Genomic DNA, 22,887 nt, shown 5'->3' on the forward strand with positions numbered 1-22,887 from the left:
GTCTTTTTTTAATTTTACTTTTTATAAATACCAAATGGTATCCAATGGATAATATTTTACTTTGAACACGAGCAATTATGGTATTCAGAATTGAAATTTGAGAAGTGGTTAAGGTGTTGTCAAGGGTTTCCATAATGTGTTTATTTATTAAAGGGTTACTTTAATCAAATAGTGATAATTGGTTGTTATGTATATTTTTATACTTACTATTTTGTGATTGTAAAATCATACCTTTTATTTTATTGGCATCAAGATCTCTACGTTCCCAATCACTAGAATTGCATATGATAAAATACTGAGCACGATTTAGGGCTACTCCCATTTTTTTAAGATGTTCCCAGTTGAGATTTCTATATTTCCTGCCACTTATTATTTTATGTACAGAACTCATTCCTATGCCTGGTATACGTGCTAACATTCGGGCATCTGCTTTATTGATATCAATAGGAAAATGATTAAGATTACGTAGCGCCCACATTAATTTAGGATCAATATCCATATCAAGATTGGGGTTGTTGACATCTAAAATTTCATTTACGCTGAATCCATAAAATCGAAGTAACCAATCTGTTTGGTACAATCTATTTTCTCTTAACATTGGTACTTCAGAACCCAAAGAGGGCAATCTACTATCACTGGATATAGGTACGTAGCCAGAATAATACACACGCTTCATTTTAAAATTTTTGTAAAAGTGGGTGGCAGAATACATGATGTCCTTATCGCTTTCGCCTGTAGCACCAATAATCATTTGAGTACTTTGACCGGCGGGTGCATATTTAGAGGTGCTTTTAATAATCTTCTTCTCCTCTTTGTAGCGTATAATTTCATCCTTTACCTTTTGCATAGGTTTAATGAAATCTTCATGTTTTTTGTCTGGAGCCAAAAGTTTAAGGCCGGAAATAGTGGGGATTTCAATGTTGACCGATAAACGATCAGCATATAAACCGGCCTCATACATTAATTCATCGCTTGCACCTGGTATGGATTTTAAATGAATGTATCCATTAAAATTTTCTTCTTCACGTAGTTTTTTAGCTACTGCAATTAAACGCTCCATGGTATGGTCTGCGCTTTTGAAAATACCGGAGCTTAAAAATAAGCCTTCAATGTAGTTTCTTCTATAGAAGTTGATGGTAAGGTCTACTACCTCTTGAATTTTAAAAGCAGCTCTTTTAATATCATTACTTTTTCGCGTAACGCAATAAGCGCAGTCAAAAATGCAATGATTGGTCAATAAGATTTTTAACAATGAAACGCATCGCCCATCTTCAGTATAAGTATGGCAAATACCATTACCGGTATCGCCCAGACCATTATTCTTGTTTTTTCTGTTACTTCCACTGCTAGAACAAGAAACGTCGTATTTAGCGGCATCTGCTAATATGTTCAGTTTTTCTTTTATTCGGTTAAAATCCATATTTCTATTTGTAATTAATCCAAAATTATGGAAATATTCCTAATTATGGAAATAATCCAAATAATTAATTGGATATAATCCATAATTAGTATATTTGAGGTGTCAGGAAAGTTAATGTCTTGATAGAAAATGACTTACTATGGAAAATGAATTGACGTTAAAACGATTTACAGATTTACGTAGGGAATTGGGTTATACCCAAGCGGAGTTTGCCTCACTAATCGGCGTATCGAACACCACAGCAGATATAGAACGTGGAAGAACAAAACTTTCAGGTAAAGTAGTATTAGAGTTATTAAAACAATTTAAAATCAATCCTCTTTGGTTGTTTGGGGAAAGTGAAGAGCAGTATTTGGAAACATCAAAAACCAGTGTCATACCAAAAGTGGTTACGGTTGATTCTGCCAACCGGGACAATATGGTTTTGGTAAACGCCAAAGCAGCAGCAGGGTATCCGCAAAATATTTCAGATACCAGTTGGTATAAACAATTGCCGGCATTTGATTTGCCTATTCCAGAATTTAGAAATGCAACCTATAGAGGGTTTCAGGTAGAAGGAGATAGTATGTTGCCTAATTTACATCCGGGGGAATGGGTGTTGGCTAGAGCTATTGAACATATTGACTATGTAAGTGCAAATAAAATGTATGTCGTTGTTTTGCAAGATTCCATTATGGTAAAGAAGATAGAGAAACGACCTAACTCAAATAACATCACGCTGGTTTCTTTAAATGAAACTTATCCTCCTTATGATATTAAGCCTTTTCAAATACAAGAAATTTGGGAAGTTAGTAGTAAGATAACTTTTAATGTTGATGCAACTACCGATAGTGGATTGTTACGACAATTACAAGAATCTATGAAAGAGTTAAAAGATCAATTACAGCATGTTAAGAAAGTTAACTAAAGAATTGGTTTAACATATAATCCGCTTTCTTTTAGTTTAAATCCTAAGCTTTTGTAGAGTGAAATTGCGGCTGTTCTATGGTGTCCGCTAAACAATAGTACCGTACAAAGCTTTTCTTGTTTTGCGTGTTCAAGCAGTTTTTTCATTAGTTTTCTCCCTATACCCTGTCCTCTATATTGCGAAGAAACTACAACATCTTCAATCATGCCTTTATGGCCAGAGACTACTTTATATTTTGCCATCATGGCTATGCCAACCAGTTTTTCCTTGTCCAAACAAACGACAACATCTGTGGTGTTGTAATCCGATAGAGCGGATGCTAGGTCCAATTGAGTTATTTCGGCATTGAGCTCTTTATATAATTCCGTTAGTTGAGATTGTAAATCTGCTGTTACTTCGTTAAATGTGATTAGTTTAATGATTAGATTCATAGTTTAAAATATAATTATTTACCCACAACCTCTCCCATAGATATAGATAAAGGACCAAGTTTATGGAGGGTAGGTAAAAATACTCCGCTTTCTGTTTTTGTCCAATCTTGCCATGTAGCTTCAACTCCGCCTATGGGAATGATCTTGGTCCAAAGTTTAAAGCTTTTTGGTTTTCCGCTAGGTTCTATGATCCACATATAAGAATCACCAGGTGTATCTCCGCCTTGGGTATAGGTTACCAATAATGCTTCAGAACCATCTTCTAGGTCTACTAAATAACGTTCTGTTCCATGGTCAAAAACTTTAAAAGGGGCTACTAACCAAAAAGAATCATTGTTGAAATAGCTTTGGGCTTTTTCTATTAAATCCTTAGTTTTCTCATAAGAGGCACTTGAATTGTTGATTGTAGCCTTACTGGAAGAAGGGGTGATCAGGTCTAAATGTACCGTGATATCATCCCATGAAACGGAAACAATTTCTTTTCTTCGATCCCATTTATAATGATGGTTACCACGAAAAGACCATTCCAAGACATTGGTATTATTATAATTTTTGTAATTAAGGGCATCTAACATTCTATAGGCTAAAGCATCTGCTTCTGGATCAGATTCTCCTGTAGGTAGGGGTTCATTATATAAATAATATAATACACCATAACCCATGGCAAGCACTAGTGCAAGTATTCCAATAAACTTAAATAGTTTCTTTATCATATGTATTATAAGATATTGATTTAAAATTTATTATAATAATATTTAATTCCTAAAATTATAATTTTTAGATACATCTAAAACCCAACTGCAGCGTCATCACCACGTTTATCTGCGCCACCTTCAAGCTTGCCGTTGTCCAAAACACGTATAGCATCTACTTTACCTATAATAGGTGTTCTTTCCTCGTTGATAATATACCCTTTTGTTTTAAGCTCATCTGTAAGAGTGGTAGAAAAACCGTCTGGTTCAAAAATTACCATATCAGGAAGCCATTGATGGTGAAATCTTGGTGCGTTGACAGCATCTTGCATGCTCATTTTAAATTCATAACTATTTAAAATAGTCTGGGCTACGGCGGTTATAATGGTTGAACCTCCAGGTGTGCCAACAACCATCCAAAGCTTACCATTACGTTCAACAATTGTTGGGGTCATACTGCTCAACATCCTCTTTTCAGCAGCAATACTGTTTGCTTCCGCACCTACCAGTCCAAACATATTTGGTACGCCTGCTTTTGCGCTAAAATCATCCATTTCATTATTTAAAAAGAAGCCCAGCTCATCTGAATAAAGTTTAGAGCCGTAAGCACCATTGAGAGTCGTTGTAACGGATACCGCATTACCTTCTTGGTCTATGATGGAGTAGTGCGTGGTTTCCATGCTCTCAACAATTTCAATATTGCCATGTTGTACCTCAGAAGATTTTGTGGCTTGATCAAAAGAAAAATTAGCCATTCTTTCGTTTAGGTAATCCTCGCTTAATAATCGGTCAAAAGGTATATCTACAAAATCTGGATCACCCAAAAAGTAATTTCTATCCGCATAAGCTCTTCTAGATGCCTCGGTAAATAGTTGTATCATTTTAGGACTGTTGTGTCCAAATTCCGCAACATCATATTTCTCCATCATCTTAAAAATTTGATTTATGGTAACCCCACCGCTACTAGGTGGACTCATGGAAATAATATGTAAATCCTTATAGTCAAACGTAATTGGATCTCTCCATACTGCTTGGTATTTTTCTAGGTCTTGTTCTGTAATATATCCGCCTTTTTCTTGAATGAACGCTGCTAATTTTTGAGCGACTTCACCTTTGTAAAAACCATCTCTGCCGTTTTTGGCGATACTTCTAAACGTTTTTGCCAATGCAGGATATTTAATGGTATCGTTTTCTTTGAATTCAGTAGCAAATTTGGTGCTGTCACTATTTACTTCTATAAACTTATCTCGTTGACTGGCAAGTCTTTTTTCTTGATTTGCAGTAACCACTACACCACGTTCGGCCAGGACAATTACCGGGGCCATAATCTCTTCAAGAGGTAATGAACCAAATTTTTTGTGTACTTCTATAATACCGGCAACTGTGCCGGGTACCCCAATCGCGGTTGCTCCTAAAGTACTTTTGTTTGGTATTACGTTGCCCAGGGAATCCAAATACATGTCTCTATGGGCAGATAGTGGAGCTTTTTCACGGTAATCTAGTGCACCTGTTTCTCCGTTTGCTTTTCTATAGACCATAAAGCCACCGCCACCTAGATTTCCGGCAAAAGGATAAGCAACTACCAAAGCCATTTCTGTAGCAACCATGGCATCAAATGCATTACCTCCTTTTTGCATTATATCGCTTCCTATTTTTGAAGCTTCTTCACGTGCGGAAACAACCATTGCCTTACTGGTAACTGTTCCGGTTGGTGCGGGTGGATTCTCTTTGCAGCTGCCAAAAATCACGAAAGCTATCAGTATAATGGCTAATTTTAGATGGTTCATAGTTAGTTAAATATTTAGGTTAATTAAATGTATTTAATATTTTGATAAATAGAATTTTAGTATATTATTTATTTAATAGCGATATATACTTATGTTTTGAAAATGTAATTAACTCTTCAAAAAAATCGGTGAATTCTTTTTCAAAAGAATCATAATGTTCTTCTAGGTCTATAATGGCAAAATTCATTTTAGATTTGTTTTTCGTTCTTCGGTTCATACCATTCAGTACATTGCCAATGCCTTCCATTTTAGAATAGTTGTAAAGCCAATTGTCAGAAATCATATACGGCATCATGCGTTTTACACCTTCAGGTAAAATTTCATAATTATCTTCCAAGAGGTCGTAAAAATCTTCTACAAATATGTCTAAAGGTGTGTCAGAATATTTGGACCAATTTTTAGCTAAAAAATGGTCGTAATAGATGTCTACGATAACTCTGCTATAGTGACTATAATTGGCATGCAATCTTCTACTGCTAATCTTTGGGATACTATGCGCATCTGTATAGGTGTCAATATGTCTGTGTAGTTTTATGCCCTTTTGAACTTTTGTTGGTAAGTGTTGAAATTTATTAGCGCGAATACTATCGGCAATAAAGTTGCCAATGGTGATTTCTTTGTCTCCGAATGATAGAAAGATATGTGCTAAAAAATTCACGCTATTATTTTTATGCTTATAAAGTCGAATTTACAAAGAAGCGCAATAGTGGTAAAAACTAACCGTTTATATTTGCAAAAACTTATTAAGAAATATGACACTTATAAAATCCATATCAGGAATACGAGGAACAATAGGAGGTAAGCCAGGAGACAACCTTACACCGATCGATGCAGTAAAATTTGCTGCTTCTTATGGGGTCTGGTTAAAAGAATACTCTAAAATAGAAAAGTTAAAAGTGGTAATTGGTCGTGATGCTCGTTTGTCTGGTGAAATGATCCAAAATCTTGTTGTATCTACTTTGGTAGGTTTAGGTATAGATGTGGTTGATCTTGATTTGTCAACAACGCCAACAGTAGAAATAGCGGTGCCTATGGAAAAGGCGGACGGCGGAATTATTCTAACCGCTAGTCATAACCCTAAGCAATGGAATGCTTTGAAATTACTCAATGAAAGAGGGGAGTTTTTGGATGCCGCCCAAGGTGCTAAAATTTTAGAAATTGCGGAAAAAGAAGATTTTGATTTCTCTGATGTTGATGATTTAGGGCAGGTAAACAAGAATGATAGTTATATAGATATCCATATCGATGAAGTGTTGAATCTTTCTTTGATTGATGCAGAAGTCGTTAAAAAAGCAAAGTTTAAAGTTGTTGTGGATGGTGTGAATTCTACAGGAGGTATTGCCATTCCAAAATTATTAAAGGAATTTGGAGTAGAAGTAGTTGAGCTATATTGCAAGCCAACGGGTCATTTTCCACATAACCCAGAACCGTTAAAGGAGCATTTAAAAGATATTTGTGACCTAGTCGTGAAGGAAAATGCGGATTTTGGTATTGTTGTAGATCCAGATGTTGATCGTTTGGCCTTTATTAGCAATGATGGTGAAATGTTTGGCGAAGAATATACTTTGGTTGCTTGTGCAGATTACGTGCTTGGTAAGACCAAGGGGAATACGGTTTCTAATTTATCATCTTCAAGAGCATTACGTGATATCACTCGAAAACACGGAGGTACCTATGAGGCTGCGGCAGTTGGTGAAGTGAACGTGGTAACAAAAATGAAGAGCAATAATGCTATAATTGGTGGTGAGGGTAACGGAGGTATTATCTACCCAGAGAGTCACTATGGTCGAGATTCTTTGGTGGGTACCGCATTGTTTTTAATGTTAATGGCTGAAAAAGGTGGTACTGTTGCAGAATTAAGGGCAAGCTATCCTAGCTATTTTATGAGCAAAAAGAAGATTGAGCTAACACCAGGTTTAGATGTAGACGGAATTTTGAAGTCAATGGCGGAAAAATATGCCGATGAAGAATTATCTACTATTGATGGTGTTAAAATTGATTTTGCAGAGAACTGGGTACACCTTAGAAAATCCAATACAGAACCTATTATAAGAATTTATACGGAAGCTAAAAGCCAAACCGAAGCCAATGATTTGGCAGATAGAATAATTGGTGAAATAAAATCTATTGCAGGTTTATAGCTTTAGTTATACCTATTTAAAAACCTGAAAGTAAACAATCTACTTTCGGGTTTATTTTTGTTGCATGTTAATTTACTTCTGCAAAAGCCGCCGCTTTTTTGTCTCTATGTTTCCAACGTTTATGGGTCCATAGATAATATTCCGGTTTTTCTCTTATCTGTTCTTCTGTTAATCTAAGAAAAGTGTTGGTTATCTCGTGTTCCTTGGTTTCTTTACTGTTTAGGGCAATAGGTATGAATTCGGCTTTGTAATGACCTCGTTTCACCTTGCTTACTTTTAAGAAAACTGTGGCCAATCCTGTTTTGCGCGCTAAAATTTCACCTCCGTTGAATATGGGTACGGTAATTCCCATAAAATCGGTCCAATAATGAGCTCTATGAGCTTGTGGAGATTGGTCGCTTACCATACCGTAAGTTGCCCTTACATTATTTCTGAAATTTTTAATTACCGTTTTAGCGGTTTGTGCTTGGGTAATTAATGTGGTGTTCCATCTGGCCCTTACTTTTCTAATAAAATTGTCAAAATAAGAATTGTTGACTTTTTGGTAAACGGCATAGCCTTTGGAGTGTACATAATTATTTATGCTAACGTTCCACTCCCAATTGGCATAATGTGCACATAATATAATAATGCTACGCTCTTTTTCAATTTCAAGCAAAACTTCCGGATTAACTATTTGGTATTTTTTAGCAACGGACTCTTTACTGAGGTTCATGGTTTTGACCATTTCAAGAAAGGTGTCGCACAAATGTTTGTAGAAGTCTTTTTCAATACGATTTATTTCATTTTTGGATTTCTCGGGAAAGACCAAATTTAAATTCTCTTGAACAACCTTTCTTCTGTAACCAAAAACGCGGTAAATGAAAAAGCAGGCAAAATCAGATAATCCATAAAATAAACGATGTGGCAAAATAGAAACAACCCATAAAAAAGGATAGATCAAAACAAAGGCCAATAGTTGCATGCTGAAAAAAATTATGGGCAAATATAACTATATTTGAAGGCAAATAAACAGTAGATAATGTATAACCTAGATTTAGCGACAATAGCAATAATTGCGGCAAATGTATTGGTTTCAATGAAAGGGTTTAATGATACCACCTTTTTTGAAAGATATAAATTTAGTATAGGGGCTATTAAAGCGGGACAGAAAGATCGTATGGCAACTTCTGGTTTTTTACATGTGGATATTTCGCATCTGTTGTTTAATATGTTGACGTTGTACTTTTTTGCTGGTGTTGTGATCAATTGGTTTGGTCAGACCCAGTTTTTAATAATTTATGCTGTTAGTCTTTTGGCTGGTAGTCTTTTGGCATTAAATTTTCATAAAGATGAGCCGTATTATTCTGCTGTTGGTGCTAGTGGTGCGGTAACCGGTATTTTATATGCTGCAATATTATTACAACCAAATATGCAATTGGGTATTATGTTCATACCAATTCCTGTTCCGGCATATGTTGTTGGTATTGGTTATTTATTATATTCTATATATGGTATGAAAAAACGATTGGGAAATATAGGTCATACGGCCCATTTTGGTGGCGCTATTGGTGGTTATGCCTGTACATTGTTGTTTATGCCTAGCTTATTACAGACCGATACTTTAATGGTGGGGTTATTGGCATTGCCAATTATTTTGCTTTTTGTTTTAGGCAAAATGGGAAAAATTTAAGTTTTTCTTAAGTTTTGTAATATTATTCTGTAAGATGGTCTAATATATAGTGCATTTCATCGGATTTCTCTGTGAATAGACAACAATACGGCAATTCGGGTCGTTAATGCAAAAACCCGAATTTAAAATGAAATCAAACCTATCTATCAGAAAATCATGGCTACTAGCTATTTCGGCAGTATTTTTTATTACAAGTTGTAGTGATGAAACCACGGTTTTTGAAAACCCCGAAGATAATTTAGTAAATGAAACAGATCAGTCAAAGCTTTTAAATAGTGTAAGTTTTGATGAAGCAGGTGTCCTTGATATTTATGAAGACCCTTCTGCTAGCGCTAAAAGGTACAATACTACCGGCAAGGCAGAACCTGCTGGTGACTATCCGTTGACCCTGGTAGCTCAAATTGATCCTCCAACATTTACCAATGGAGAAAATTTAGCAGCAACACATGTCGCTTTAGACGGTGATTATGGTTATGTCTCTTATAACACTGTAGGGCAAGACTATGTTGGTGCAATTGATGTTGTAAACATTAGTGACCCTAACAATCCTAGAGTTACATCTAGGGTGTATTACACCAATGCGGATTTGAATTCCATTGCTTATGATAATGGATATATATATGTAGCCGGTGGTGTAGACTCAGAACAATCTGTAACCGCCACGGCAAACTCATTGGTTGCTAAAATAGCTGTTAGTGGTGGTAGAATAAATACATCTAACATAAGCTATGGCTTCCAAGAAGGTTTTAATGCAACAGATGTTCGTATTGTAAATAACGATGTTGTGGTAACCAGTGGACAAGACGGCTTTGTAGTTGTTTATGATAAAAACGATTTAAGCGTAAAAAATGAAGCTGCTTTTTCAGATTTGCGCTCTGTAGCGTATAACGGTAACGAGTTGGCGGTATTGGATGCTGCGGAAGGCGTTAGTTTTTTAGATACCAATTTAAATACCGTTAGAAGCATAGGTATACAATCAGATTTTGGAATTGATGCTAAGCGAACATTGGATTTTTTAGGCAATAATATTATTGTTTCTGAAGGGACAAAAGGAGCTGGAGTGTATAATAGTGCATCTGGAAGCTTTGTTGAGTATTTACCTATTTTAACTAATCCTGATAATGCAGAGCCTGGAGAAATTGTAACCAATGGTGTTGCAGTAAATGATGATGTTCTTTTAATGGCAAATGGAGCTGGCGGATTAAGTCTTTCAGAAACTAAAGCTGATAATACAGTTGGTGTCGGTGTAATTGAGCTTTCAGGCTCTATTAATTATGTGGCATCAAAAGATGATTATATTTTTGCTGCCTCTGGTAAATCGGGCTTTCAAATTATTAAACTGAATAGACCAAGTGAGAGTTTGGAAGAGAGATGTTCAGAATTGTCAAGATATTCCGGTAGTGCCAATCTAAACGTCAATAATGGTGATGAATTAGCGTACAGTGGTTCAAAAAGGTTCAACAACGTAAATGTTAGTGGGGCTTTATTGCTGTGCGGATCATGGACTGTTAGAGAAGGTGTGGCCATTAATGAAAACGGTTTGTTTGAAATGAACGGTACCTTAGTTGTTGGTAGAAATAACCGTCAAAGAAATATTACCATCAATTCTGGTGCAACCTTAATAGTTGAGGGTAATTTAACCATCTACGGTGATTTGGTTCTTAATGACGGTGCGTCTATTGAGTTTTTAGGTGACGATTCTGTTGTTGCTGTAACAGGTAGGGTTATAAAGAACGGAGATGTGACGGTTTCTGGTAATTTTAATGATTACTATAATAAGTTTTAATTCGCATATTATAATATAAAAAAATCCCCTAGGTTTTGACCTAGGGGATTTTTTTTGAATTGAATTTTAATGGTTAATTCAATAATTCTGCAACCTTGGCTTCTAAAGCAGGTCCTCTTAAATTTTTAGCAACGATAACACCGTTTTCATCTAAAAGAAAAGCAGCTGGTATAGCGTCAACATTATATAATTTTGCAATCTTATCATCAAAGTAAGCGATGTTGGAGATATGATTCCATTCCAAGCCATCTTCGGCTATCGCTTTTTTCCAGGCTTCTTCGGTACGGTCTAAAGAGACGCCCAAGATATTAAGCCCTTTATCGTGGTACTTGTTGTAAACAGCAACAATATTGGGGTTTTCAGCTCTACATGGTCTGCACCATCCTGCCCAAAAATCTATTAATGTAACTTTTCCCATTACATCTTTTAATGCAAGAACGCTACCATCTAAACTAGGTCCTGAAAATTCTGGAGCCTTAGCGCCAATACTTGAATTTTTTCCGGCCTCTTCAGAAGCTTTTAATTTTTCTATGCCTTCTTGAATTTGTTTTCCTGTCTTGCTGTTTTTAATTTCTTCGGACAACGTTTTGTAAATTTCTTCGACTTCTTCTAATCCTACCGCTTTTGTTGCAATGGCTCTGTCTAACACTAATGCGGAGATAAGTGCCTTTGGGTGGCTTTTAACGTAGTCCAATTCAAAGGTTTTGTACTCTTCTTGAAGTTCTTTCATTTCATCCTGCAGGGCAATAGCGGCCTCACCAGAAGCTGATTTCATATCTTGCTGTATAGATTGGGCTTGAAGGGAGATTTCTCTTGATTGCTTCATGTAATCGGCAAAAGCATCATTTTGAAATGTTCCGCTTATTTCAGCAAACCCCATACTGTCTTTTTGGGCGCTAAAATCAATTTCTCCGTTTTCTAGTATTACCGCGGTATATCCTGGTAATTGTTCTACAAAAATATAGTGCAATTCTGGTATATCGGCTTTACCGGTAAATGTAAACTCACCATTGGTAGTGGTTGCGGTATCTATATCCATTGGCTGGTTGTTCTCGCCAATGGTTTTGAGAAAAACACGGGTGCCATCCGTCAATTCTCCTCTTAGTTTGCCGTTAAGGGTAAAGCTTTCCGGTTTAGAATTACAACTGAACAATAAAATTCCGGCAAGCAGTATTACAATACTATTTTTCATATATCTCACTTAGGTTAAGCTACAAATGTACTTATATATGAGATATAAAAAAAGACCCTTAACGCAAGGTTAAAGGTCTTTTTTCTAATACTATTTTTGTAGTTAGAACTGGTATCTAATTCCTAGTCCTATATCAAAATCAAAATTGTCAGAGAACCCATCGTATCCTATGACGCCAAGTTCTGGTCTAAAGTCTAGAGATAGAATTAGGGGTATGTCAAAATTGTATTCAATACCTATATCTCCGGCCGCGAATATAAAAAGACCGCCATCATTGTCGTTATTGGGGTTGTTTGGGAAGTCTACGCTTCCTAAACCGCCACCAACACCGTAGTACCAATTGAAATCTCCTTCAATAGGTCTTACCCATTGGTAAAGACCGGCTAACTTAAAAGCGTCAAAGTTTCTACTATCTCTCCATCCTAGGTCAAATTCTGCTCTAGTGTATCTAGTTAGTGATTTTTGATAACTGATCTCTGCGCCAAAGCCATCGCTATCTCCTAATCTTAATCCAAGTGCGTGATCGGCAATATCTTGAGCGGAAATTGTACATGTTGCCAGTAAAGACAAGGCTATAATACTTTTTAAAATCTTCATATAGTTATAGGTTTTTGTGATGAAAAATGAGCTAATTTATAATGTGGCTCACACAATAAAACTTAATTTAGCAATCAAAATTGTGTTACGTTGGATAATAATTTGCTTTCAAAGTTACGAGAAGATTTAGAGGGAGATGTACAATTTGATAATCTTACCAAAACACTTTATGCTACCGATGCATCGGTGTATCGTAAAATACCATTAGGTGCGGCTTTTCCAAAGTCTGTTGAGGATATTAAGAAAATAGTGTGTTTTTCCAATGATGAAAACATTAGTATTATACCTAGAACTGCAGGTACTTCATTAGCGGGCCAATGTGTTGGCGATGGTTTGGTTGTAGATGTGTCAAAACATTTTACCGACATTATTCGTGTGGATGAGGCTAAAAAACAGGTTACTGTTCAACCGGGAGTCATTAGAGATGAATTGAATGAATATCTAAAGCCATACGGATTATTTTTTGGTCCTAATACATCAACATCTAATAGATGTATGATCGGTGGTATGGTAGGTAATAATTCCTCTGGTACCACATCTATTCAGTATGGAGTTACCAGAGATAAAGTTATCTCTATGAAAACTGTATTGTCCGATGGTAGCGAAGCTGAGTTCGGAAGGATTTCTACAGAAGAATTTAAACAAAAATTACAGGAAAATTCATTTGAAGCTTCACTTTATAAAAAGGTGTATAATGAGCTATCAAATAAAGAAATAGCTCTAGAAATTAAGAAAAATTTTCCAAAACCAGAAATACATAGGAGAAGTACTGGGTACGCTGTTGATGAGTTATTGAAAACAGATATTTTTGGGGGTGATTTGTCTTATTTTAATATGGCGGAACTACTATGTGGAAGCGAGGGTACATTAGCTTTTACAACGGAAATAACCGTGCAATTAAATCCTTTACCGCCTGCACTTTCTGCGATGGTCATCACCCATTATACCACTTTGGAAGATTGTTTGATGGATGTTGTTCCGGTAATGGAACATCCATTACAACTATGTGAAATGATGGATAAGGTTATTCTGGATTGTACTAAGAATAACCGCGCTCAATTGGCGAATAGGTTTTTTGTTGAAGGTGATCCAGCGGCCTTGTTGATGCTGCAAGTATCTGCGCATACAAAGAAGGAATTGGAAGATGCGATTGCGGCATTGCAAAAAACAATTGCAAATTCAGGTTTAAGTTATGCCAATCCTGTATTGTACGGTGATCAAATTGCCAAGGCTATTGAGCTGCGCAAAGCAGGTTTAGGGCTCTTAGGTAATATTGTGGGAGATATGAAGGCGGTAGCATGTATAGAAGATACGGCTGTAGCATTGCCAGATTTAAAAGATTTTATTGCTGAGTTTTCCTTGATTATGAAGGGTTATGGTCAAAGTGCGGTTTATTATGCCCATGCAGGGGCGGGTGAGCTCCATTTAAGACCAATTCTCAACCTGAAAAAATCTGCCGATGTGGGCTTGTTCAGGGCAATAACAACCGATGTTGCCAAGTTGACCAAAAAATATAAAGGTTCTTTTAGTGGGGAGCACGGAGACGGTATTGTGCGTGCCGAGTTCATACCCTTAATGATTGGGCAAAAGAACTATGAATTGTTAAGAAGGATAAAATCATATTTTGACCCTAAAGGAATTTTCAATCCCGGTAAAATTGTTGATGCCTACCCCATGGACCAGTCTTTTAGGTACGAAGTTGACCGTAAAGAGCCAGAGGTTGATACGTTGATGGATTTCTCTGATAGTCAAGGTATTTTGAAAGCTGCTGAAAAATGTAATGGAAGCGGCGACTGTAGAAAAACAGACAAAGCAAAAGGCGGAATGTGCCCGAGCTACCATGCTACAAAAAATGAAAAAGATACCACAAGGGGAAGAGCCAATACCTTACGGGAATTTTTGACCAACCCAAATAGTTCTGCCAAAAATAGATTTGACAGCCCTGAAATTAAAGAGGCTTTTGATCTCTGTTTAAGTTGTAAGGCGTGTGCAAGTGAGTGTCCCAGCAATGTAGATGTGTCTACTTTAAAAGCAGAGTTTTTGTATCAATATCAAGAAGCGAACGGATATTCTTTACGCGGTAAATTGTTTGCCTATAATACTAAATTGAATGGTTTGGGCAGTAAGGTTTCTAGCTTGACCAATGCGGTATACGATTCTAAATTTCTTGGAGGATTATTGAAGAAAACCAGCGGTGTGGCAAAAGAAAGAAGCTTGCCAAAGGTTTATAGCTTTAATTTTGATAAACACCTTCAAAAATTTGATAATAAGAAAGTTATAAAAAGTAAGAAGGTTGTACTGTTTATAGATGAATTTACTCGCTATTTGGATATTGAAGTTGGTAAAGATGCTATTGAATTGATGACAAAACTTGGTTATGATGTTTCATTGTACTATGCTGAAAGCGGAAGAACATTCCTTTCAAAAGGGTTTTTGAAACAAGCTCAAAAATTAGCTATCAAGAATTCTGAACAATTACAGAAATTCGCAGATGCCGGGTTGCCGGTTTTAGGTTTGGAGCCTTCGGCAATTTTGTCATTTAGGGATGAGTATAAGCGAATGACCGGTGATAAAGAAGTTGCACAGAAAATTGCCGATAATTCATTCTTAATTGAGGAGTTTTTAGCTAAGGAGGTAAGCGATGGCAATTTAGATTCGACCAGTTTTACAACTAATGCCAAAGATATTAAGATTCATAATCATTGTCATCAAAAAGCGCTGAGTAACCAGAAAGTTACCTTTGATATTTTGAATCTTCCCAGCAATTATAAAGTGACTATTATACCTTCTGGGTGTTGTGGTATGGCAGGTTCTTTTGGTTATGAGGAAGAACATTACGAGACCAGTATGAAAATTGGTGGTTTAAAACTTTTTCCTGCAGTAAATAAATCTTCGGTAGAAACCATTATAGCTGCAAATGGAACAAGTTGTAGGCACCAAATTTTTGACGGGACCAAGAGAATCGCGAAACATCCGGTAAGTGTTTTAAAAGAAGCTTTAATTGCTTAGTTATCGGTAAAACCGTCTTTTGCTTTTTTAGACTCCCGTTCTTTTCTTTGGGTAATGGTAGCAATTAACTCGTTCATGTTCATAGATTTGAGTTCTTCATCCATATAGAACGATGCTAGTTTGTCATTTTCATATCGGTACAGTTTCCAGCGTTTAAAAGAATATTCCAGGGCAGTCATATGTTTTACCCAATCGCCAGAATTTAAGTACAGACATTCGCCCTTTTTGGTTTCAAAAAGCTGTTTGTTGGGAGAATGGCTATGGCCACAGACCACATGGTCATAATGATGGTTTACCGCCATTTTTACAACGTTATTTTCAAATAGGGAGATTTGGTTTGGGTCTCTTTCGCCATAATCTAATTCAGGATTGGAGAACGGCTTGTTTTTCTTACCGAACAGTCCTAAAACCTTGGTCTTTAATTTTGCTAGTTTTAACAAGGTATCAAAACCAGTTTCACCAAAATTCAATAACCAATGGGAATGTCTAAATGAAAAGTCAAAAATATCGCCATGTAAAAAAAGCGTGTTTTTGCCATTTAGCTTTAGAGAAAGTCTATTTGACACCTGAATGGTACCCATATAGATGTCATCTATTTTTCTAAAAGGTTCGTCCTTGTTGCCTGTTATGTAGTGTACCACAGTTCCCTTTGCTGCTAATGAGAATATTTTCTTGACTACCTTTAAATGTGTTGGAGGAAAGTAATTATTGCGCATTCTTTTTGCGTCAATAATGTCACCGTTAAGAATTAGTATTTTAGGATCAATACTAGATAGGTATGTTAGTAATTCTTCCGCGTGACAAGCGTATGAGCCTAAGTGAATATCAGATAGAACCGCTATTTCAAGACGACGTTTTTTCAATGAGGGTAATTTTTAGGGCAAAATTAAACCTAATGGTATACATGCCAGTCATTTGGAGGGTCAACAATCTATAATGATTAGGTTAATTAATCATTATCACAAAACAGTTAGGTTAAGGTAATATTAAGCACTTTATAAATTTTTCTTTCATGCATTTAACATTTACCTTTGAAGCTTGTGAAATGGTAAGTAGTGATAACTTACGTACATAAAAAGAACGTACTTAATTATGGCAGGTAATAGCTTTGGAAATATATTTAGGGTAAGCACATTTGGAGAATCTCATGGTAGGGCAATTGGTGGAGTTATAGATGGTTGTCCTTCTGAAATTGAATTAGATTTTGAAGCCATACAAAAAGATTTAGATCGTCGTAAACCCGGGCAGTCTGCTATAGTTACCCAGCGTAAAGAGCCGGATGAAGTAGAATTTTATTCCGGTATTTTTGAAGGTAAGACCACTGGTACTCCAATTGGTTTTGCTATACATAATACCAATCAGAAGTCTAAGGATTATGGTCATATTAAAGATTCTTACAGACCGTCTCATGCAGATTATGTATATGATCAGAAATATGGTTTTAGGGATTATCGTGGTGGAGGAAGAAGTTCAGCAAGGGAAACAGCTAGTAGGGTAGTGGCAGGTGCCATTGCAAAACAGTTCTTAAAAGGAATTGAGATACAAGCCTTTGTTTCACAAGTGGGTGATTTGGGCTTAGGTAAGCACTATACGGAATTAGATCTTGCTCTAACGGAATCCAATGTGGTGAGATGTCCTGATCCGGAAATGGCCGCTAGGATGGAAGAGTATATAAAATCCATTAAAAAGGAAGGTGATACCATAGGTGGAATAATTACCTGCGTCGCCAAAAATGTACCGATTGGTTTGGGTGAACCTGTATTTGATAAGTTACACGCTGAATTAGGCAAGGCAATGCTATCGATCAATGCTGTTAAAGGCTTTGAATATGGTAGTGGTTTTGAAGGTGTAAAGATGAAAGGTAGTGCACATAACGATCAATTTAATAGTGACGGATCTACAAAGACCAATTTCAGTGGTGGTATTCAAGGGGGAGTAAGTAACGGAATGGATATTTACTTCAATGTTGCATTTAAACCAGTGGCTACAGTAATACAAGGCTATGAAACTATTGATAAAGAGGGTAATATGGTAAAAACACAGGGTAAGGGAAGACACGATCCATGTGTAGTGCCAAGAGCGGTACCCATTGTAGAAGCTATGACGGCATTGGTGTTAGCGGACTATACACTTATGAATAGAACTATTAAATTATAGGTTCGTTTTTAGCACTTTTCCTTGCAAAATACTATCTTACTTCCCTAAACTAAATTATATATGAGGAAGCTTGAGTTGCATTGGCAAATTCTATTGGGAATGTTGGCAGGGGTTTTATTTGCTTTAGCAATGGTTCAATTGGAATGGGGTCCAAAATTTATTTCAGATTGGATCAAACCATTTGGTAACATTTTTATCAACTCATTAAAATTAATTGCGGTACCACTTATTTTGGGCTCGTTAATAAAAGGAGTATCAGATTTAAAGGATATTTCTAAGCTTTCGCAGATGGGAGGGCGCACAATAGCGATATACATTGCCACTACCGTTATTGCCGTTACCATAGGTTTAGGAGTAGTAAATATTGTGAAACCTGGAGGCTCAATTACCGAACAGACAAGAACTGAACTGGTTGAAAACTACAAAGGTGATGCCGATGCCATAAAGTCTAAAGCGGAAAAGCAAAAAGAGGCGGGCCCGTTACAAGCGCTAGAAGATTTGGTGCCTAGTAATATATTTAATGCAGCTTCTGATAATGGAAACATGCTGCAAGTGATATTTTTTGCCATTTTCTTTGGAATAGGATTGATACTTATACCGGAAGAACAAGCAACACCTGTAAAAAAATTCTTTGATGGTTTTAATGAAGTAATTCTAAAGCTTATAGATTTAATTATGCTGGCGGCACCTTATGGTGTATTTGCATTATTGGCAGCCTTAATCGTGGAATCTCCAAGTATGGACCTCTTTAAAGCCTTGGCGTGGTATGCTTTCTGTGTTATTCTAGGACTAGCGCTAATGTTAGGTGTTTATCTACTTTTGGTTTGGATTTTTACTAAAACTTCTCCAAGTAAGTTCATGAAAGGCATGTCACCGGCGCAACTTCTAGCTTTTTCTACAAGTTCTAGTGCTGCTACGCTGCCGGTCACCATGGAAAGGGTAGAGGAGCATTTAGGGGTAGATGAAGAAGTAACAAGTTTTGTATTGCCAATTGGTGCAACTATAAATATGGATGGTACTAGTTTATACCAAGCTATTGCAGCGGTTTTTATTGCTCAGGCTTTTGGTATGGAGCTTAGTCTTTCCGCACAATTGGGTATTATTGTAACGGCTACCCTTGCATCAATAGGAAGCGCTGCGGTACCCGGAGCAGGTATGGTAATGCTGGTTATAGTTCTTGCGCAAGCAGGAATACCTGAAGCTGGATTAGCGCTCATATTTGCTGTTGATAGACCATTGGATATGTGTAGAACGGTAATTAACGTGTCTGGTGACGCTTCCGTTTCTATGATGGTAGCAAAGTCAGTTGGTAAGTTGCACGAACCAAAGGTTAAGAATTGGGACGATAATTATAAAAAATAACTTTTTCAATCATTGTACTTTCGGTAGGCTGCGGTACTGAACATGAACAACCCATAGCAAACCAAACCGGCAGCAACAAAACCTAATAAATATTTGCCATAAGCTTGATCTTGTATAAATGAAAAAGCTTCGGCAGTACCTTTGACTTGTTTAGAAGAGGCATTTAAATCAATTCCTGTTGACAGAAAAAAATAGGAAATAATACTGGTGACAATGCCTCTAGATAGTAAACCGGCATAACCCATTCTTTTAATATATTTTCGTGTGTTCAGTGATGTGACGGATTGTATGTCAAAGTTGTTAATGAAATTACCTTTATAGATTTTAACAAATTGATATATCGCTTTTATAGCAAGGGCACCTCCAATGATAATAAAAATCAGCGAGCGGGTGGATGTATTTAATGAAGGTTCTTTGCTATTGTTGCCAGTACTATAAATGGAAAATAAACCGAACGCTTCGGCAATGGCAATTAAGCCTAGTGAGAAGTAAATGATTCCGCTTATGGAAAAACTAATTCGTTTTACCAAACCTTTAAAATCGGTTCCAATGCCTTCAGGGTCGTTTACCCCTTGTATCAATCTCCAAATGCCATAGCAAATAAGTCCTACACCTAGTAAAACTACAATTACAGAGCCTAGGGTTTGTTGTTCCAAATAATTAATAATTGAAATTTTTCCAGCTTTTCTTCCTCCCATATTAAATGCCGATAAGAAAGCTAGAATTCCTGTAATGGAAAATACGATGCCTTTGGAAATGTAACCGCTAAGGGCAATTTTTTTTATAGTATCGTTCATTATTGTTTGGATGAATAAGTTTTCCTAGGTATGTATAGCAATTGGATATTTAATTTAATTCTTTTTTGATTTCTCATTTAACTTATCGGCTCCATCGGCGGCATCCTTAAAGTTTAGATCATCATCTGTAATGTCCTTATAAGCCTGTATCCATGCATTTCTGAAAACTCGCGTAACTGTGGGCCAGATTTTTGTTTTTACGCTGTTAAGGTCTCCTTCAACCGGAATTTTAGTGGCGAGCGTATCTTGCTTATGATTTTTAAGAATGAATTTAAAAAAGCCAACAAAGCCTTCCCATAAGGTTTTCAAGAAGCCGTCATCTTTTCCAATGAGTTTGGCATTTTTTAAAATAGGTTTAAACGAACCCTTTAAATATCCATCGGCAATGGCAAGTTCTCCGAACAAATCAAAAGAACCTTCGTCAAAATCAATTCCGGCGTAGTGGTTAGTAAAGTCGTTAAGAGCCGTTGCATTGGCATTTTCCAAGCTAAATGTTATATCCATATCCGGTATTTCTTTTACCAAATTCATATCACCTTCTAATACTACATTACCATTACCGATAGAAGTGGCAGTAGCTTTAATGTTAGATGGTAACGTTCTTGATTTTTCAACTACATTTCTTAAGTTGGTTGCGGAGAGTTCTACATGAGACAAGTGCAGATCTATGTTGGGGTCAGCTTGCAGCTGTAAAAATGCAAGTTTTCCATTTTTAACTGTAAATCGGTTAATATCAATTGGAACTAGGTCGGTTAACGCTTTGGTCCAATCTTCAGCATCAGCCTGAGCAGTGGAGTCTTGTTGGTCTTCAAAAATATAAATGACCGTAGGTTCTCTCATTTCGATTTCACTAACGATCCTTCCATTAAATAGGGCATTCCATTCAATGGAAATATCCGTTTCTTTAAAATCTAAAAACGGCACTTCCGTATTGCCGTTAACTGTATTGAGGTACATGCCGTGTATGGTGTACGCACCCCGAATAATAGATAGGTCAATGTCTTCAACTTGACCATAATAACCAGGAATGTCCGCAAGAACATTATTTACGTAATTTTTTACGATGTAGGGTAGGGAGAGCCGTATAGCAATTAGTAAAACTATTAGTGTGATAGGTATTACATATCTTTTTTTCTTATACCGTTTCCTTTTTAAATCGCTCATTAAATTCAATGTTTATATCAATGTTGATAATATAAGTCATTGATAATAAATGTATGAGCATAAATGTTAAATGGAGTAAAACTATACTTATTAGAATTAAAATTTAAAACTTAGGAGGGGAATTCAAGAGATTAGATGAATTTGCTTTTTAATTCCTCACTAGGAATCATACAATTATCTTTTTTACCATACCATTTGTATCTATTTCTAGCAATAAAATCGTATACGATATTTCTTAAAGACTCGGGTAGCCACAGTAAAATGGAAGATATTGCCTTAAGTCCTTTTAAATGTTTTCCAATTTCAAGAGCTGCTGAGGATTTTGTGTAATAGGCAACATTGGGTTCTATAAGAATTATAGAGTCAACTTCTTGGGTGTCAATATTTCGTTCTGTTAATAGCTTTTTGCCTGTTTCACTTTGTAACGCAGCAAATTGGAATACATCGTTAACATCTCGCTTAATTACAAATTGCACACTATTGTTGCATAAGTTGCAAACGCCATCAAAGAGAATTATTTTTTTAGATTGTTCCACATTGTAAAGATACATTAGAGAAAGTGTACCTAATTAAATTTTATGATCTATTTAAGGAAATGAAAGTAAGTTTAAATAAGTCCGTTAAGGGGATAAAGCGAAATTTTTAAGTTCGATTATAAAGAAATTCAAGTTGGAGCGAGAATAGGGGTATTGGTTTTAATAAAAAAACACTTACAAAAAATCATATACGATTTTTTGTAAGTTTTTGATTGTCAATTGAGATGTGTGCCAATCAGATCATTATGGTCTAATTTGAATTCATCTTTTTTAGTAATGATCAGTTACAACTTTTCTTAGGGTAACTTGTGCGGTTTGCTCGTAATCATCATGCCAGCCAAAGTAGTTCCCGGTTTTAAAATAATTTTGATAAGCATATCCATTACCAACATAATCATACATTAGGGTGTAGTCAATAGAAATATCTTTTGCTTCACATTCTAATGCGTAGTAACACTTACCATCTTCTATTTTTAATTTAAAAGTAAATATTTCGTTATCAACATCGGCTACATCTATCTTGTTGTCGTAAGTACTGGTCCATGGCTCGTTATCATTAGGTACGGTGTAGTAATCTAATTGAATGGTTCCGCTGTTCCATCTTATCTTAACGGTTGCTGGTGACCCCTCTAAACCTTCGGTTTCTTTTCCGTGAATCTGTGCAATTATAGTTCTACCGTTACCTTCAACAAAATCAACGTTTAAGGTAGTTTCCAATATATGCGTTCCTTCATCCATATACCAGTTATCATCCGTGCTTTGATTGCCTTGCCAGAATTCTCTTAATTCCGTTCTGCAATATTTATCACCCAATTCAGAAGTTCCAGAAGTGGTGAATCCTGTAAATCTCGTGAACATGGTATACGTGCCATCATCATTTTTATAAAAATACTCGGACTCCTCGTTAGTTAATTGCTCATTTACAATATCCTCATAAAAAATAGAGGTGGCCTTGCCGTCGCCATTGTCAATAGGAACAGATAAGTACCAATTTTCCCAAACAATGAGACTTTCTTCATTTTCAATTTCTGGTTCTTCTTCTGGTTCTTCCTCTTCATTAATCTCGGTCTCTTCTACTAAAACTTCGGTCGTTTCTTCTTGTTCAATAACCGTATTGTCAGATGAAGAACATGATAATACATTAAGAACAATGCCTAATGATAATAGACTACAAAAATGTTTTTTCATATCGTTTACTTAACTTTTGGGGGATTATATTGTTTTAATAGAACGTATA

20 protein-coding genes are annotated in these 22,887 nt (G+C 36.2%); 7 read left to right on the plus strand and 13 right to left on the minus strand.

Translation table 11 applies throughout. The annotated features are described in order from the left end of the window. Positions 1 to 160: 160 nt before the first annotated feature. A complete protein-coding gene (locus tag VBZ51_RS10590) occupies positions 161 to 1,420 on the minus strand; it encodes a putative DNA modification/repair radical SAM protein (RefSeq protein WP_416576894.1) in 1,260 nt (419 codons plus the stop codon). A gap of 139 nt (positions 1,421 to 1,559) precedes the next feature. On the opposite strand from VBZ51_RS10590, the gene VBZ51_RS10595 reads away from it, so the two are divergent. Then, positions 1,560 to 2,327, plus strand: a complete 768-nt coding sequence (locus VBZ51_RS10595; protein WP_071342370.1) for an XRE family transcriptional regulator — start codon at positions 1,560 to 1,562, stop codon at positions 2,325 to 2,327. Here the strand turns inward: VBZ51_RS10595 and VBZ51_RS10600 are convergent. The 4 genes from VBZ51_RS10600 to VBZ51_RS10615 all read right to left on the minus strand — a co-directional run bounded on the left by VBZ51_RS10600 (position 2,324) and on the right by VBZ51_RS10615 (position 5,895). Next, positions 2,324 to 2,758 carry a GNAT family N-acetyltransferase gene (locus VBZ51_RS10600; RefSeq protein WP_416576895.1) on the minus strand — a complete coding sequence of 145 codons (435 nt, stop codon included), beginning with the start codon at positions 2,756 to 2,758 and terminating at the stop codon, positions 2,324 to 2,326. The two genes, VBZ51_RS10595 and VBZ51_RS10600, sit on opposite strands and share 4 nt — an antisense overlap. Positions 2,759 to 2,772: 14 nt before the next feature. After that, on the minus strand, positions 2,773 to 3,471 hold the full coding sequence (locus tag VBZ51_RS10605; protein WP_416576896.1) for a hypothetical protein: 699 nt from the start codon (positions 3,469 to 3,471) through the stop codon (positions 2,773 to 2,775). Between the two features lie 74 nt (positions 3,472 to 3,545). Then, positions 3,546 to 5,237 carry a gamma-glutamyltransferase gene (gene ggt, locus VBZ51_RS10610; protein ID WP_416576897.1) on the minus strand — a complete coding sequence of 564 codons (1,692 nt, stop codon included), beginning with the start codon at positions 5,235 to 5,237 and terminating at the stop codon, positions 3,546 to 3,548. 64 nt (positions 5,238 to 5,301) lie between these two features. Next, positions 5,302 to 5,895: an acyl carrier protein phosphodiesterase gene (locus tag VBZ51_RS10615; protein WP_348427333.1), complete on the minus strand. Its 594-nt coding sequence runs from the start codon at positions 5,893 to 5,895 to the stop codon at positions 5,302 to 5,304. A 94-nt stretch (positions 5,896 to 5,989) separates the two neighbouring features. Here VBZ51_RS10615 and glmM point away from each other — a divergent pair, with 94 nt between their 5' ends. Continuing rightward, a complete protein-coding gene (glmM, locus tag VBZ51_RS10620) occupies positions 5,990 to 7,378 on the plus strand; it encodes a phosphoglucosamine mutase (protein WP_416576898.1) in 1,389 nt (462 codons plus the stop codon). A gap of 67 nt (positions 7,379 to 7,445) precedes the next feature. Here glmM and VBZ51_RS10625 read toward each other — a convergent pair whose 3' ends face one another. Continuing rightward, positions 7,446 to 8,363 carry a lysophospholipid acyltransferase family protein gene (locus tag VBZ51_RS10625; protein WP_367889350.1) on the minus strand — a complete coding sequence of 306 codons (918 nt, stop codon included), beginning with the start codon at positions 8,361 to 8,363 and terminating at the stop codon, positions 7,446 to 7,448. A gap of 36 nt (positions 8,364 to 8,399) precedes the next feature. Between VBZ51_RS10625 and VBZ51_RS10630 the strand changes: the two genes are divergently transcribed. Beyond that, complete coding sequence (locus VBZ51_RS10630; protein ID WP_058102900.1) at positions 8,400 to 9,050, plus strand: rhomboid family intramembrane serine protease; 651 nt, start codon at positions 8,400 to 8,402, stop codon at positions 9,048 to 9,050. Positions 9,051 to 9,177: 127 nt separating this feature from the next. Continuing rightward, positions 9,178 to 10,836, plus strand: coding sequence for a hypothetical protein (locus VBZ51_RS10635; protein WP_416576899.1), 1,659 nt, complete (start codon positions 9,178 to 9,180; stop codon positions 10,834 to 10,836). A 73-nt stretch (positions 10,837 to 10,909) separates the two neighbouring features. Here VBZ51_RS10635 and VBZ51_RS10640 read toward each other — a convergent pair whose 3' ends face one another. Further along, a complete protein-coding gene (locus tag VBZ51_RS10640) occupies positions 10,910 to 12,028 on the minus strand; it encodes a redoxin domain-containing protein (RefSeq protein WP_416576900.1) in 1,119 nt (372 codons plus the stop codon). Positions 12,029 to 12,130: 102 nt separating this feature from the next. After that, positions 12,131 to 12,625, minus strand: coding sequence for a hypothetical protein (locus VBZ51_RS10645; protein WP_074674106.1), 495 nt, complete (start codon positions 12,623 to 12,625; stop codon positions 12,131 to 12,133). Between the two features lie 90 nt (positions 12,626 to 12,715). Here VBZ51_RS10645 and VBZ51_RS10650 point away from each other — a divergent pair, with 90 nt between their 5' ends. Beyond that, the gene (locus tag VBZ51_RS10650) at positions 12,716 to 15,634 is read left to right on the plus strand and encodes an FAD-binding and (Fe-S)-binding domain-containing protein (protein WP_416576901.1); all 2,919 of its coding nucleotides are present in this window, start codon (positions 12,716 to 12,718) and stop codon (positions 15,632 to 15,634) included. Here the strand turns inward: VBZ51_RS10650 and VBZ51_RS10655 are convergent. Then, positions 15,631 to 16,497: a UDP-2,3-diacylglucosamine diphosphatase gene (locus VBZ51_RS10655; protein WP_416576902.1), complete on the minus strand. Its 867-nt coding sequence runs from the start codon at positions 16,495 to 16,497 to the stop codon at positions 15,631 to 15,633. The two genes, VBZ51_RS10650 and VBZ51_RS10655, sit on opposite strands and share 4 nt — an antisense overlap. Before the next feature lie 229 nt (positions 16,498 to 16,726). Here VBZ51_RS10655 and aroC point away from each other — a divergent pair, with 229 nt between their 5' ends. Further along, positions 16,727 to 17,791, plus strand: a complete 1,065-nt coding sequence (aroC, locus tag VBZ51_RS10660; protein WP_416576903.1) for a chorismate synthase — start codon at positions 16,727 to 16,729, stop codon at positions 17,789 to 17,791. Positions 17,792 to 17,851: 60 nt separating this feature from the next. Continuing rightward, positions 17,852 to 19,153: a dicarboxylate/amino acid:cation symporter gene (locus VBZ51_RS10665; protein ID WP_416576904.1), complete on the plus strand. Its 1,302-nt coding sequence runs from the start codon at positions 17,852 to 17,854 to the stop codon at positions 19,151 to 19,153. Positions 19,154 to 19,158: 5 nt separating this feature from the next. On the opposite strand, the gene VBZ51_RS10670 is transcribed toward VBZ51_RS10665, so the two are convergent. The 4 genes from VBZ51_RS10670 to VBZ51_RS10685 form a co-directional block, all read right to left on the minus strand. Then, positions 19,159 to 19,950, minus strand: coding sequence for a DUF1206 domain-containing protein (locus VBZ51_RS10670; protein ID WP_416576905.1), 792 nt, complete (start codon positions 19,948 to 19,950; stop codon positions 19,159 to 19,161). Between the two features lie 54 nt (positions 19,951 to 20,004). Further along, positions 20,005 to 21,114, minus strand: coding sequence for a DUF748 domain-containing protein (locus VBZ51_RS10675; protein WP_416576906.1), 1,110 nt, complete (start codon positions 21,112 to 21,114; stop codon positions 20,005 to 20,007). A 131-nt stretch (positions 21,115 to 21,245) separates the two neighbouring features. After that, on the minus strand, positions 21,246 to 21,665 hold the full coding sequence (locus tag VBZ51_RS10680; protein ID WP_416576907.1) for a thiol-disulfide oxidoreductase DCC family protein: 420 nt from the start codon (positions 21,663 to 21,665) through the stop codon (positions 21,246 to 21,248). A gap of 255 nt (positions 21,666 to 21,920) precedes the next feature. Then, a complete protein-coding gene (locus tag VBZ51_RS10685) occupies positions 21,921 to 22,838 on the minus strand; it encodes a polysaccharide lyase family 7 protein (RefSeq protein WP_058102889.1) in 918 nt (305 codons plus the stop codon). Positions 22,839 to 22,887 lie beyond the last annotated feature (49 nt).

Origin of the sequence: Maribacter sp. HS (genome assembly GCF_048059195.1) — a bacterium.
In the GTDB taxonomy this organism is placed as follows: domain Bacteria; phylum Bacteroidota; class Bacteroidia; order Flavobacteriales; family Flavobacteriaceae; genus Maribacter; species Maribacter dokdonensis.

Bases quoted from the DNA above. Each gene is read 5' to 3' on its own strand.
- aroC (WP_416576903.1), top strand. From the start codon at position 16,727: ATGGCAGGTAATAGCTTTGGAAATATATTTAGGGTAAGCACATTTGGA.
- ggt (WP_416576897.1), bottom strand. From the start codon at position 5,237: ATGAACCATCTAAAATTAGCCATTATACTGATAGCTTTCGTGATTTTT.
- VBZ51_RS10630 (WP_058102900.1), top strand. From the start codon at position 8,400: ATGTATAACCTAGATTTAGCGACAATAGCAATAATTGCGGCAAATGTA.
- VBZ51_RS10645 (WP_074674106.1), bottom strand. From the start codon at position 12,625: ATGAAGATTTTAAAAAGTATTATAGCCTTGTCTTTACTGGCAACATGT.
- VBZ51_RS10590 (WP_416576894.1), bottom strand. From the start codon at position 1,420: ATGGATTTTAACCGAATAAAAGAAAAACTGAACATATTAGCAGATGCC.
- VBZ51_RS10600 (WP_416576895.1), bottom strand. From the start codon at position 2,758: ATGAATCTAATCATTAAACTAATCACATTTAACGAAGTAACAGCAGAT.
- glmM (WP_416576898.1), top strand. From the start codon at position 5,990: ATGACACTTATAAAATCCATATCAGGAATACGAGGAACAATAGGAGGT.
- VBZ51_RS10665 (WP_416576904.1), top strand. From the start codon at position 17,852: ATGAGGAAGCTTGAGTTGCATTGGCAAATTCTATTGGGAATGTTGGCA.
- VBZ51_RS10680 (WP_416576907.1), bottom strand. From the start codon at position 21,665: ATGTATCTTTACAATGTGGAACAATCTAAAAAAATAATTCTCTTTGAT.
- VBZ51_RS10635 (WP_416576899.1), top strand. From the start codon at position 9,178: ATGAAATCAAACCTATCTATCAGAAAATCATGGCTACTAGCTATTTCG.
- VBZ51_RS10685 (WP_058102889.1), bottom strand. From the start codon at position 22,838: ATGAAAAAACATTTTTGTAGTCTATTATCATTAGGCATTGTTCTTAAT.
- VBZ51_RS10595 (WP_071342370.1), top strand. From the start codon at position 1,560: ATGGAAAATGAATTGACGTTAAAACGATTTACAGATTTACGTAGGGAA.
- VBZ51_RS10640 (WP_416576900.1), bottom strand. From the start codon at position 12,028: ATGAAAAATAGTATTGTAATACTGCTTGCCGGAATTTTATTGTTCAGT.
- VBZ51_RS10605 (WP_416576896.1), bottom strand. From the start codon at position 3,471: ATGATAAAGAAACTATTTAAGTTTATTGGAATACTTGCACTAGTGCTT.
- VBZ51_RS10675 (WP_416576906.1), bottom strand. From the start codon at position 21,114: ATGAGCGATTTAAAAAGGAAACGGTATAAGAAAAAAAGATATGTAATA.
- VBZ51_RS10670 (WP_416576905.1), bottom strand. From the start codon at position 19,950: ATGAACGATACTATAAAAAAAATTGCCCTTAGCGGTTACATTTCCAAA.